The organism is Mucilaginibacter sp. CSA2-8R, from assembly GCF_038806765.1.
Lineage (GTDB): Bacteria > Bacteroidota > Bacteroidia > Sphingobacteriales > Sphingobacteriaceae > Mucilaginibacter.
The window spans coordinates 4,286,929-4,299,086 of the sequence record NZ_CP152389.1; the positions used below are offsets into that span (position 1 = coordinate 4,286,929).

The 12,158-nt window shown below is 40.0% G+C and carries 15 protein-coding genes and 4 tRNA genes; 9 read left to right on the forward strand and 10 right to left on the reverse strand.

The genetic code is table 11. The annotated features are described in order from the left end of the window. Nucleotides 1–59: 59 nt before the first annotated feature. Entirely contained in the window at nucleotides 60–332 is a 273-nt protein-coding gene (locus AAGR14_RS18160) for a hypothetical protein (RefSeq protein ID WP_342645663.1), read from the reverse strand. A gap of 546 nt (nucleotides 333–878) precedes the next feature. Next, nucleotides 879–1,274: an RNA-binding protein gene (locus AAGR14_RS18165; protein WP_342645664.1), complete on the reverse strand. Its 396-nt coding sequence runs from the start codon at nucleotides 1,272–1,274 to the stop codon at nucleotides 879–881. A gap of 466 nt (nucleotides 1,275–1,740) precedes the next feature. Here AAGR14_RS18165 and AAGR14_RS18170 point away from each other — a divergent pair, with 466 nt between their 5' ends. The 5 genes from AAGR14_RS18170 (at nucleotide 1,741) to AAGR14_RS18190 (ending at nucleotide 6,002) form a co-directional block, all read left to right on the forward strand. After that, a complete protein-coding gene (locus AAGR14_RS18170; RefSeq protein WP_342645665.1) occupies nucleotides 1,741–2,712 on the forward strand; it encodes a glycosyltransferase family 4 protein in 972 nt (323 codons plus the stop codon). A 39-nt stretch (nucleotides 2,713–2,751) separates the two neighbouring features. Further along, on the forward strand, nucleotides 2,752–4,041 hold the full coding sequence (locus AAGR14_RS18175) for a glycosyltransferase family 1 protein (protein WP_342645666.1): 1,290 nt from the start codon (nucleotides 2,752–2,754) through the stop codon (nucleotides 4,039–4,041). 5 nt (nucleotides 4,042–4,046) lie between these two features. Then, nucleotides 4,047–4,616 (forward strand): HAD family hydrolase, encoded by a 570-nt coding sequence (locus AAGR14_RS18180; protein ID WP_342645667.1) that lies wholly within the window; start codon nucleotides 4,047–4,049, stop codon nucleotides 4,614–4,616. Between the two features lie 372 nt (nucleotides 4,617–4,988). Then, nucleotides 4,989–5,354 carry a response regulator gene (locus AAGR14_RS18185; protein WP_342645668.1) on the forward strand — a complete coding sequence of 122 codons (366 nt, stop codon included), beginning with the start codon at nucleotides 4,989–4,991 and terminating at the stop codon, nucleotides 5,352–5,354. 138 nt (nucleotides 5,355–5,492) lie between these two features. Then, a complete protein-coding gene (locus AAGR14_RS18190; protein WP_342645669.1) occupies nucleotides 5,493–6,002 on the forward strand; it encodes a hypothetical protein in 510 nt (169 codons plus the stop codon). A 78-nt stretch (nucleotides 6,003–6,080) separates the two neighbouring features. Here AAGR14_RS18190 and AAGR14_RS18195 read toward each other — a convergent pair whose 3' ends face one another. The 3 genes from AAGR14_RS18195 to AAGR14_RS18205 all read right to left on the reverse strand — a co-directional run bounded on the left by AAGR14_RS18195 (nucleotide 6,081) and on the right by AAGR14_RS18205 (nucleotide 7,461). Further along, nucleotides 6,081–6,599: a GNAT family N-acetyltransferase gene (locus AAGR14_RS18195; protein ID WP_342645670.1), complete on the reverse strand. Its 519-nt coding sequence runs from the start codon at nucleotides 6,597–6,599 to the stop codon at nucleotides 6,081–6,083. Between the two features lie 49 nt (nucleotides 6,600–6,648). After that, the gene (locus AAGR14_RS18200; RefSeq protein WP_342645671.1) at nucleotides 6,649–6,990 is read right to left on the reverse strand and encodes a hypothetical protein; all 342 of its coding nucleotides are present in this window, start codon (nucleotides 6,988–6,990) and stop codon (nucleotides 6,649–6,651) included. A 99-nt stretch (nucleotides 6,991–7,089) separates the two neighbouring features. Continuing rightward, entirely contained in the window at nucleotides 7,090–7,461 is a 372-nt protein-coding gene (locus tag AAGR14_RS18205; RefSeq protein ID WP_342645672.1) for an AraC family ligand binding domain-containing protein, read from the reverse strand. Nucleotides 7,462–7,519: 58 nt separating this feature from the next. On the opposite strand from AAGR14_RS18205, the gene AAGR14_RS18210 reads away from it, so the two are divergent. Continuing rightward, nucleotides 7,520–7,846, forward strand: coding sequence for a hypothetical protein (locus tag AAGR14_RS18210; RefSeq protein ID WP_342645673.1), 327 nt, complete (start codon nucleotides 7,520–7,522; stop codon nucleotides 7,844–7,846). Between the two features lie 233 nt (nucleotides 7,847–8,079). Here AAGR14_RS18210 and AAGR14_RS18215 read toward each other — a convergent pair. The 4 genes from AAGR14_RS18215 to AAGR14_RS18230 form a co-directional block, all read right to left on the reverse strand. Next, nucleotides 8,080–8,152 (reverse strand) — tRNA-Lys (locus AAGR14_RS18215). A gap of 117 nt (nucleotides 8,153–8,269) precedes the next feature. Next, nucleotides 8,270–8,342: transfer RNA gene (locus AAGR14_RS18220), tRNA-Lys, on the reverse strand. Between the two features lie 131 nt (nucleotides 8,343–8,473). After that, on the reverse strand, nucleotides 8,474–9,487 hold the full coding sequence (locus tag AAGR14_RS18225) for a YCF48-related protein (RefSeq protein ID WP_342645674.1): 1,014 nt from the start codon (nucleotides 9,485–9,487) through the stop codon (nucleotides 8,474–8,476). 2 nt (nucleotides 9,488–9,489) lie between these two features. Beyond that, nucleotides 9,490–9,933: a DUF2147 domain-containing protein gene (locus AAGR14_RS18230; protein ID WP_342645675.1), complete on the reverse strand. Its 444-nt coding sequence runs from the start codon at nucleotides 9,931–9,933 to the stop codon at nucleotides 9,490–9,492. Between the two features lie 176 nt (nucleotides 9,934–10,109). Between AAGR14_RS18230 and AAGR14_RS18235 the strand changes: the two genes are divergently transcribed. The 3 genes from AAGR14_RS18235 (at nucleotide 10,110) to AAGR14_RS18245 (ending at nucleotide 11,094) form a co-directional block, all read left to right on the forward strand. Continuing rightward, a tRNA-Leu gene (locus tag AAGR14_RS18235) sits at nucleotides 10,110–10,193 on the forward strand. Nucleotides 10,194–10,312: 119 nt separating this feature from the next. After that, nucleotides 10,313–10,396, forward strand: a tRNA-Leu gene (locus tag AAGR14_RS18240). A 377-nt stretch (nucleotides 10,397–10,773) separates the two neighbouring features. Further along, a complete protein-coding gene (locus AAGR14_RS18245) occupies nucleotides 10,774–11,094 on the forward strand; it encodes a hypothetical protein (RefSeq protein ID WP_342645676.1) in 321 nt (106 codons plus the stop codon). 332 nt (nucleotides 11,095–11,426) lie between these two features. On the opposite strand, the gene AAGR14_RS18250 is transcribed toward AAGR14_RS18245, so the two are convergent. Beyond that, complete coding sequence (locus AAGR14_RS18250; protein ID WP_342645677.1) at nucleotides 11,427–11,672, reverse strand: helix-turn-helix transcriptional regulator; 246 nt, start codon at nucleotides 11,670–11,672, stop codon at nucleotides 11,427–11,429. Nucleotides 11,673–12,158: the final 486 nt, after the last annotated feature.

Genomic DNA, 12,158 nt, shown 5'->3' on the forward strand with positions numbered 1-12,158 from the left:
TTTTAAATTAACAAAGCCTTTGAGGAATCTCAAAGGCTTTGTTATAGCTATAATATTTGTTACCATCTTCTATGACCGTAAACGCGGTGTGGACGACGATAACGCTGAATTACTACCGGACGACGAGGACCATAATAGCCTCTGCGCACTACAACCTGACGGCGGTGATAATAACGACGTGGCTGACGCTCTACTACCACTACTCTACGTTGCGGAGGAGCATAATAAGCCGGACGGCCGATATTGACACCTACATGTCCGTAAACCTGAGCCTTAGCGCCAAAACTCATGAGGGCTACTATAAATGCTGCTAAAAATGTAATACGTTTCATACTGTAAAAGATTTAATTTCATTTGGATGCCGTTGCATCGTTTTGTACAAGTATGACATTTAACCCTTTTTTTGGTTTAATGCGATAGCAGAAACGGCGATAACTTTTCTGTTACAAACTAATTAAACTTTACTCGAGTGAGTTTTAGTTAAAAGACATTATTGTTAGTAAATGCTTGGCCCTCAATACGCATAACATATCAATACAAAACATGCAATACAGGTTTAAATTCAGAAAAAATTTAATTTATAAAGGCCGGATTAACTTACAAGCAGTATTGCACGAGGCGATATCCTGTTATCAACCACTGAAGAATCTCTATAGTATCAGAGAAATGATGAAATGAGGCACACCTTATTTGGAATCACCAAACACTTTGAAACTCAAACTAAACATTGCGTTAAAACAAATGGGATAATATTAATCCATGCAAAGCCGGGCACCTTTGTTAACAAAGGTGAGAAAACACAACATGCAGACGGGTATCTGCGTGTAAAATAAGAAAAGCCGGATTGTGCTTAAAAATCCGGCTTTTCAATATATGTCTTAGTTCCAACGGCCACCGCCACGGTTGTTATCTTTTTGATAACCGCCGCCGCCACCACCACGGTTACCACCGCCGCTGTAGCCACCGCCACCACCACGGTTGCCACCGCCGAAGCCGCCGCCGCCACCTCTGCGCTCACCGCCGCTGCTTGGTTTTCTGTCTTCTGCCTGGCTTACGGCAATTGATCTGCCGCTTACTTCAGCACCGTTAAGACCAGAAATAGCTTTTTGAGCTGCTTCATCATCAGGCATTTCAACAAAGCCAAAACCTTTGCTTCTGCCGGTCTCACGGTCAATAATTAATTTCACTGAGTTTACCTCTCCGTATGCTTCAAAGAGTTCTTTTAAATCTGCTTCCTGTAAGCGGTAAGGAAGGCTTCCTACAAAAATGTTCATCAATTTTAAATTATCAATTTAAGCATAGTTGCTTAACAACGCAATTAACAGAAAAAATTCTGTATTTATTCAATAATTATGTGCTAAAAAATTAAAAAAAGTTAATAAAAGTTTTTCAGCTACTAATTTGTCAATGTCTCAAGCATAACTTTGAGTTAATTACATCACTAATTGTTTCTACTTACCTAATAATCAACCATTACAGCATTTATTAAACTTTCACCATTAGCACTATTTTATTTACACGATCTTAAGTTTTTTAAGTTAAATAACAATTGTTGAAAAAAATTTGGCGTTTCACAGAAATTAAAAATTTGAATTAATAAAATAGTACATTAAAACATACACAGTGTAGCAAGAAGCGGTTCTGACAGTTTTGCAGAACCGCTTCTGCCATAGTAAAACATATTTGTTTACTCCTTTGGTGTTATTATTGAACCTATGTGCCAGAATACAACATTCCCTCATGACACAAACACGGTTAAAAATTTTCACTTGGCACATCCATGGTAGTTACCTCTTTTATTTATCTCAAGGTAATTATGATATCTATATTCCTACCAAATCCGAAAAAACTGAAGGCTATTATGGCCGTGGCGAAACTTTTCCATTTGGCGCCAATGTAATTGAAATCCCGGCAGAACAAGTAAAAAATCAAGAATTTGACGTTATAGTTTACCAAACCAACCAAAACTTTTTAACAGATCAACACGAAATTCTATCGGCAGAGCAACGCGAATTACCCAAAGTTTATATTGAACATGATCCGCCCCGCCAACACCCAACCGATACAAAACACGTGGTTAACGACAAAAGTATTACGTTGGTGCATGTAACGCATTTTAACAAGTTAATGTGGGACTGCGGCACAACGCCTACTATGGTGATTGAGCATGGCGTAACTATGCCTAATGCTACCTATACCGGCGAGAAGCCACGTGGTATTGTGGTTATCAACAACCTGCCTATACGCGGCAGATTGTTAGGTTTGGACATCTTTTTAAAAGTTCGCGAGCATGTACCTATTGATTTGGTGGGCATGGGCACCGGCGATTTAGGCTTAGGTGAAGTACTGCATCCGCAACTGCCGGAATTTATCTCTAAGTACAGGTTTTTCTTTAACCCTATACGCTACACCAGCTTAGGCTTGGCCGTGTGTGAGGCATTAATGCAGGGTATCCCGGTAGTCGGGTTAGCTACTACCGAACTCTCGGCCGTAATAGATAATGGTCATTCAGGATTTATACATACCGACGTAGATTACTTGATTGACAAAATGAACTTATTAATTGAAGATGCAGAACTGGCCCGGCAAATAGGCACCGGCGGCAAGCAACTGGCTCAAAGCCGCTTTAATATCACGCGCTTTGTGCAAGACTGGGAACAACTTTTTAATCGTGTAAGCCAGAAAGCAAAAGCTTCCATTTTTATTTCCTGATCCTGTAAAATACCATTAACACATTTCACAATTTAAATCATGAGAACTAACCAGCCGTATATTGCTTTTATAAGCGAACACGCCTCGCCGTTGGCTACATTAGGCGGCGTTGACACCGGCGGTCAAAATGTTTATGTTGCACAGGTAGCTAAGTACCTAGTGCGCAAAGGTTATATAGTAGATGTGTTTACCCGATGGGAGAATGCAGAACAGCCACAAATTATAAACTGGCTGCCCGGTATACGGGTAATACATGTTAAGGCAGGCCCGGTAGAAATTATACCAAAAGAGAATATTTTAGACTACATGCCGGAGTTTACTTCGTGCATGCTGGACTTTATAAAGAATAACGCAATAGATTACGAACTGATTCATGCTCATTTTTTTATGTCGGGCATGGTGGCCGCTAATTTAAAAGCTGCGCTAAATATTCCGTTTGCCATTACTTTCCATGCATTAGGTCATGTGCGGCGTATACACCAGGGCAATAGCGATCTGTTTCCGGCCGAACGTTTACAAATAGAGGAAGATATTGTACAGCAAGCCGATTATATAATTGCTGAATGTCCGCAAGACCGTGACGACTTGATTAATCATTATCATGCGCCATCCTACAAAATCGTTATTATCCCTTGCGGCTTCAGTCACCAGGAATTTTATCCAATTGATAAAAAGCTGGCGCGCCGAACGCTAAAACTTGATGCAGACAAACACATCATACTACAATTAGGTCGCATGGTGCCGCGTAAGGGGGTTGACAATGTTATTCAGTCGCTCAAATATTTAAAAGATAAACAAGCTGTTCAGTTAGTAATTGTAGGCGGCGAAAGCGAAATACCTGACCCCACACAAAGCCCTGAACTCAACCGTTTACAAACCATTGCAACTGAGCATGGTGTAGAAACTTCGATTAAGTTTGTAGGGCGCAAAAGTCGCGAACAGCTAAAATTTTACTATGCGGCAGCAGATATTTTTATCAGCACGCCCTGGTACGAACCGTTCGGCATTACCCCGCTCGAAGCCATGGCTTGTGGCACACCTGTCATCGGCTCGAATGTTGGCGGTATTAAGTATACTGTGGTAGACGGCGAAACCGGAGCATTGGTTCCACCTGAAAATCCGGTTGCTTTAGCAGCTAAAATTGAAGAACTGGTAGAAAATCCGTCTAACCTGAAGCAACTTGGCAAAAACGCACTGCGCAGGGTAAATAACTATTTCACCTGGTCGCACGTTGCTGATAAGCTGAGCGCCTTATATGTAAAAATGATGGTAGAAACGCAACGCTTTGCTGTTGAGCCTGCAGTTAAGGCTAAAAACAAAGCGGCTTAAAACGCATGAACAAAGCCATTTTTTTAGACAAAGACGGTACCGTAATCAAAGACGTGCCGTATAATGTTGACCCAGACAAAATCACACTATTACCTGGCACCGCTATCGGACTGAAGCAATTACAGGCGGCCGGCTATTTGCTCATTATGATAACCAACCAAGCCGGTGTAGCCCGCGGTTACTTTACCGAAGCAGCGTTACCGGCTGTAAAAAAAAAGCTCCAACAATTATTAGAGCCATCAAACATCAAGCTTGATGGCTTTTACTACTGCCCCAATCATCCTGAAGGCACTATTGCACCGTACAATGTAAGTTGCAATAACCGAAAACCAATGCCCGGCATGTTATTGCAGGCAGCAAGCGAACACGAGGTTGATTTAAGTGCATCCTGGATGATTGGTGATATTTTACACGATGTAGAAGCCGGTAATCGTGCCGGTTGTCGTACTATTTTGATTGATAACGGTGGTGAAACTGAATGGTTGAAGAATAACAAATACCGCGAGCCAGCATATGTATGTGCAGATTTACTGGAAGCTGCACAGTATATTTTGAGTATGGATGCAAAGCTGTAAGTAACATTAGCGAATTCTTAAGATTACACACATTGACACGTTATACAAAGCAAATAATTGTTATTTATTTGCTTTGTACTGTGAATAAATATAGGATGATTTGAGCTCTAGTGTGATCCCGCTGGGATTCGAACTCGAGTCTCAATGAGTAATTAATTATATTTTGACCAATACCCTAATCAAATCCGACTATTATATTGTTCATTAAGTGATCGTACATGAACTGCAGTAGTGATCCTAAACACTTTTGGACCAACAAACCAGATAAGTAAACCACCGTATTTTTCACTTCAAAATCATCTGCAAATAAATTCTATTCAAATAATAGTTATATTTGTTCTTTCATTACAAATAATTAATTAATAAGATATAGTGAAGATTATTGTTATTGAGGATAACCCGGACATCAGCGAAATCATGGATTATATTCTCAAAGATGAAGGATATGAAGTTATTTCGGCTGAAGATGGTACCATCACCAACAGCTTTGATGAATTGAAGCCTGACCTGGTTTTAATGGACGAACTACTACCCGGAAAACGTGGCAGCGAATGGTGCCAGCACATCAAATCAACGCCTTCACTACGACATATTCCGGTAATACTGGTATCTACCATGCCTAACCTGGAGCAATTAGCGCAAAAAAGCGGCGCCGATGGCTTTTTAGAAAAACCATTTAACATCAGCAGTTTAGGTGCATTAATACGCGAGTTTGCCGCTAAAAAAAATAATTTCTAATTTCAGCTGTCTTTTAATTGTCAAGCATTTATTTATCCACACAGAATACTGGAGCAAACGGTTAAATACCTGAAATAGTTTAACAACAAAAATTACAGAGCAGGGTTAATAGTAAGGTTATTTAAACCTTGTAACGCTATGACTCCTTTATACGCCCTCTATAGAAAAGCTACCACTGCATTAGTCTGCATTAGCTTACTAATGCTTACCGCTTGCGAAAATTCATCCAGAAGAGAAGCGCAGAGTAACCCGGATAGTACTAACCGAGATGCCAAACGTGGGCGGATCACTAAACGTACCCAAGATGGATGTTATATGCGCGTTAGCGGAAAGCAGATGCGCGACACACAATATGTGCAATTACACATTGAAAGCGGTAAGGTAAGTGGTAAACTGGTAGAAAACATTTACGAAAAAGACGCCCGCCGGGGGAACTTAGTGGGTAGTATCCAAAAAGATAAAAGTATAAAAGCCGTTTGGACATATATGCAGGAAGGCCAGACAGACACGCTTACCCTTTCGTTTTTATTAACACCGAAAGCATTGATGCAAAGACCACTTAAAGTTAATACTGCTACCGGCCGGCAGGTGACAGACAACAGCGCCTCCTTTTCGGTTGAATTGACACCAGCAGATTGTAAATATTAATTCATTTTGTTTAGCAGCAACATAAGCTGTACTGCCGTTAATAAATTTCTGAATGTTATGACCCGTATTACGAAAGCTTTAAGCACTCTGTAGTTCCAAACGTTTTTCGAAAGCCATAAATTTCAGTCCAGGTTTCTTGTGTAAAGTAATTTCGCCGCCTAAATGGTAACCTATTTTTAAAAACAAGTTTTGCATAGGGCGATTTACCGTGTTAGTATCTAATCTAATCAGCGGGATATTTTTTTGTCTTGCCACCACCTCGCATTGCTGCAGTAAGCTGTTGGCAATGCCTTTACCTTGCATACTTGGACTTACCGCCAGTCGGTGAGCTACTACGGCAGTCTCGTTTATATCCCATTCGGGCACTTGTCCGTATTCTGGCTCCTGCCCCAATGTAATAGCAATTACGCCGGCAATATGCCCGTCAACATCGGCAACCCATAATTGATCAGCCTGAACATCAGCGGTAAAAACTTCGGCATCCGGATAATGATCGTCCCACTGTAAATTGCCTGTAGCTTGCATCATAGGCACTACCTCTTTAACCAACTGCATAATGGCATCAATGTCGGCAAGGGTTGCCAAACGAATATTCATATCTAAATTTTAAATGATGGAGTATTGCAATGATTTTGTTTAGCAATAATTAAAAAGCCTCGGGTTTCTCAGCCTCTTTTTCCTTTCCTCCTACCTCTACCAAATCCTCGCTAAATTCTTCGGCTTGTTCTGAGGTAGCATAGTTAAGTTTACGAAAACGCCAGATGGCAAATGCCGGCTCCTGGAAACGGTTGATGAGTTTAAAGAATTTTGGGAAATTATGCACCTCCTCTAACAACACACCGGTAACGATACCATTATTATCCAATATTTCGCGAAGGGTGTATTCCTTGTCTTTAGTAATCCAGATTTCAAAGTCCTGCTTTATTTCTTCTGCTTTGTCAGGATCAATTTTATCATTAATGCAAACAACTTTATCTCCGGGTCTCATAAATGCAAAGATGTAGATTTAATCAGAAGTTTAACGCCCTTAAAAACCAATTTTACCAACATCTGATAAGTGTTAGCAAGGCTGAAATACCGAACTAAACTAAACATCAGCTACTTTTTCAGGCACAAAATTAATATCGGTAGTATCATCAAATACTACATAAGCCCTTTGCCATGGGTCGGTACCCAGTAAACGCCATTTGTGTCCGCTGCCGGTAGTATCCTGCGCAATCAGTACATCGCCAGGCCTTAAAATAAATGTTGCGCCCTTAAATGTGGTAAATTCGAGTGTGCCACGTAAATTTATCACGAATTGCATAGTAGGTGCCGGATGCCAATCATATACCGATCCGGGCGGCGACTCTTGGAAGCGGATAGATTGTGCCTTAGTAATTACCGCTTCTGATACATTGCCGGTTTTAAAGTAAGAATGGCCATCGGGGCCGGTATAAAGTTGATATGCTTTAATCATAACGCAAGTATAATAGATATTAAAACATAAGACTATCTGCAAATGTTTAGACAGTACTATGAACAAAGCCGACCAATCTTTTAACGAAGAGTTTAAACCTGTAGCACCGCCAGAAGCATATCATGCCGATGCCGACTGGCAAGACAAGGTATTGTATGCCTTAGCTCAATTAGGCGAAGGTACCGCTCCTGATGTAGCCGCTAAACTAACTGAATACGAACCTAACGAAGCCCCTCAAGGCTTACACCGTCAGGCTGAGCAGGTACTGCAAGGTTTGTACAGCAAAGGGTTGATTAAAGGTAATGAGCAGGATGGTGAAGTAAGTTATAACTTGAGCAAGATTACACACGCTAATGAAGGTGGGACGGATCCGGATTTGCTATAACATGAAGCGAGTTTAGAAAAGAATAGCTCAAGCAAGTTACAGTTGACCGCAATCAAAAACTGTTTTGACGGGCTGTTTATCTTCATTTACGCTTCAGTGCTTAAAAAAGTTATAAATCCGAAAATGAAATTTAATTAGCCGGACAAGTTGGTACCGAATCTATAAATCTGTACAACAATTCGATACTCTGCTAAACAAAAATGCCCCTGATTTACTATCAGAGGCATTTTTTGTGATCCCGCTGGGATTCGAACCCAGGACCACTACATTAAAAGTGTAATGCTCTACCAGCTGAGCTACGGAATCATGTTTTGCGTATCTAAAACCAGTTTGATGACTGATTTTTCTTGTTTTTTAACTTAACCCTTGCTTGCTAAGTTTCGAATAAAAGCCTTCTGTTACGCTCGAAAAGCTTTCATTTTGTGATCCCGCTGGGATTCGAACCCAGGACCACTACATTAAAAGTGTAATGCTCTACCAGCTGAGCTACGGAATCATCACTTTGATATTACCAGAAACGTTTAACCGTTTCCGTTAAAGTGGTGCAAATATAGAGTTAATTACTATTGTGTGCAAGCACTAAATTTAAATATTTTTAAAGCTGTTACTAACAACTTTAATGTCAGGCTACTGGTATTTAAAAATTGCTATTCTACCTTTATCACCTGCCAAAATTATCAGATTACCTTGTCTTGCTTTCTGGCATACGTTAAAGCTGGCTGAATCAATCAATTTCCAGCCTTGCCCGCCATCTAAGCTTAAATTTGTACCCGAGGTTCCGGTAGCTAAAAAGGTAGCCTTATTTAAATACACTACTCCCGACTGGAAACCACCAGGCATTTGCTTAGCCAGTTTAAAACCGGAGGTTGCTTGCTTACCATCTGAATAACACGCTACCGAATCTACCTTTTTGTTTTGCACATAATTGCCGCCTACAATAACGGTATTACCTCCGCCCTGCGCAACAGAGAAGCTGCCTTTGCTATTTAACCCTTGAGCTATAGGTAAGGTTTGCTTATTCCATGTTTTTAAATCTCGGCTAATTAGCAAACGCGATACCGGACCGCCGGTTACCATAATAGCCTGCCGGGTTGCTTTGTTTATAATGATAGATGTACCACTCGCGGCAAAAGCAGCCTCTTCTTTAATGGCAGCAGGAGCCGTACTTACCTCTTGCCAGGTTTCTCCGCCGTTTTGTGTTTCTAACAATAAAAACTTGCCATTGATGGGGTCACCCATAATTAAGCCATGTTTAGCATCGTAAAAATCTATACCATCTAAAAAGTAAGCTTTATCTTCATTACGGTAACAGGCTTTCCAGCTTTTACCGGCATCAGTAGTTTTTAAAATAACTGCCGGTGTGCCAGAGCTCATAATGATGGCTTCTGTTGCCGAAAAGGCTTCTACATCTCTAAAGTCACTTTGCTCAAAGCCAGGCACCTGCTGCCATGCCCACGTTTGCCCACCATTAGTACTGATACCCACATGCCCTTTGCTGCCGCTCACCCAAGCTACCTGATTGTTAACTACTGATAGTCCGCGGATGCTGGTGGCCTTGTCTTTTTCTACTATGGTAAGCGATTGGGCGCTGATTACTTTTACAACAAACATTAGCCCGAGTAACACCGATAAAAATCTCATTTTTATTTAACCCGTGTCCAAACTTCCGAACGGCCTAATAAGGATATACCTATAAAACCACGTATTTTGAGCTTATTATCGTTTAACGTCATTTTGCAACTGTAGGTCTTGCCGCTTTTAGGGTCATAAATAGTACCGCCTTCATATACATCGTCGCCATCAAATTTAAAATTCTTCAACAGTTCTAATCCTAAAATCGGTCGCGACTGCAGGCTTTTGTCGGGATTGTTGACATCCGTTTTAGGTTTTCCGGTAGCTTTATCATCAGGTTCTTTAATCCAGGCCAGTTTACCAAAATATAAGTTGCCTTTTTTATAAATCTGTATCTGCCCCTCTCCGCTTGGGTTAATCCATTTACCTACTATAGCGTCGGCTGTTTGCGCGTTAGCATTTACCACAAATAACAGGGCTGTTATCAGCCAGTAAAAACTTAGTTTAGTTCTCATAATATTCAATTGATACTCTAATGTATCAGGTAAACAGCAGGATAACAAAAGATGATTTTTTTATTATTAATTTTTATCCCGTTTGATTTAAACTTCTATATTTGCAGCCTCAATACTGATTGGAGGGCGGTAACAACGGTTTAATTCAAACTGAAGTATTTAGCCTGATAAAATCAGCCCAGGTGGCGAAATTGGTAAACGTTGCGGTCTCAGAAGCCGTTGAGAATTGTCTCTTGAGAGTTCGAGTCTCTCCCTGGGCACACCACTTAAAGTCGAAAGTTTTTAAGTTATAGATTTTAGATAGCACTTTTTATAAGTGCTATTTTATTTCGGAGAGTTAAGTAGATTGATTAAATCTATTTAGTATACTCCAATAAATGCCCAGGTGGCGAAATTGGTAGACGCACCATCTTGAGGGGGTGGCATCCGTAAGGTTGTACGAGTTCGAATCTCGTTCTGGGCACCCAAAAAACTACATTTCCAGGCTCTGAGAACACTTCCTCAGAATCAAATTCAAAATCCGGTGTAAAACGAGAAGTGTTTGACTTCGCCCCGAGCTGCTACACTGTCGGTGGGGCTGCACTGTAAGTGACTAATGTACGAGTAAAAGTAATTTTGTGGACCTTACTGTGCCCATCAAATCTAAAGCTAAGCACTACTAAAAAAGGCGATGCACCTCCATACCAATTTAACAACGCCGTTATTAAGCCACAGCTTAAAAATTATACCATTATTTTAACAAATCTCGTTTCGTGACAATTATTCTTTTTTTATAACATTGTTTTTCTTTTTTGTACTAATTTACTCCAGTCATCACAAATATTCTATCAATTCCCGCATATGTTTATCAAAATTGCATTGTCAATTACCTTTTGTCTATTAAGTTTTAGCTCGTTCTCGCAAGGTTTCCCATCGTTCCAGTGTACTAACCCGCCTTACGATCAAGTAAAAGATGCCAATGGCAACCTTTACGGGCATTCGACTAATACTTGCGAATGCTGTGCAAACAATAATTACAACCCAACCGGCTGCACCAACCAAGTGAGACAAGCCTGCACTACCGGAGCTCCCATAAACGGGGGTTTAGTATTTTTATTAATATCTGGCGTAGGACTTGGAGCTTGGACGTTACATAAAGAAAAAGCCAAAATAAGCGTCTGATACTACCAACATATGTACAAGAGCTGCAGCAAGGCATAAAATTTTAGAGAACTTCGTTAATTCAAGATATATGCCACAGAGCAAAATTATAAATAAAGTTATATTGGCAACAGCCGAGGCAGTATACGAATATTTTGAATCAGACCATGTTTTTATCGTTGACAAAGCAACTGGCGAGAGGCTAAGCAATGCTATAATCAAGAATGATGGACAAAATGAGGTATTAACGAAAATGATTGACGCAAAACTAACAGCTGCCGGCGTTGTAAGGTAGTATATCAATCGCCGCAAAGCAGACATTCGGGATTATATCATATTCATTATAATACATATCAGCTTAACAGGGCGATTACTAATTCTCCAACATCTACCTCTAACAGTTCACTGATTATCATTAACATTTCTATGGTAAACTGCGTCTGACCAAGCTCAATTTTACTGTAAGCGTTTTGTGATATTTTTAACTTAACAGCAAGATCAATTTGTGTAAATCCCTTTTGTGATCTTATTAATCGAAGATTTTCACCTAATCGATATTTATCGAAAGACTTAATAGACGATGTTTTTAGTCGAGGCATGTAGTTTAAGGTTGTACCTTACTTACGATTAAAAACAAGGCATGGTTTTAACGTTACCAGAATGATGGCAGGAAAGACAGAACAGGTTATTAATTATAATACTTCAAAGCCTGACTATGTAATGACTCTAAAAATTTTAATCTTACCGCTCAAAAGCTATTGAGCCAGTTGTATAATAACCTGGCAGTGCTTCATTCATAACTTGCAGATAAATAAACTGTGAATCAAGATAAATTGGGTTAAGATGTTGTGAGTATGATGGAGGTGCTTAACAGGGGTAAACGGAAAAACAGTTGGTTGCGCCTCGCTCTTCGTAACTCAACATTTTCACAATTTGACTTTTGTAAGTTGTTAACATAACTCGTAAATTCCGGTATTAAATACCGTAAAAGCAAAATACTAAAATGACTACTATTAATTCATGATTTGCTTTTTTGTAAGCTTTCAAATTTGATTTTCGCTTTGGAACTTATCTCAAGTTATTTT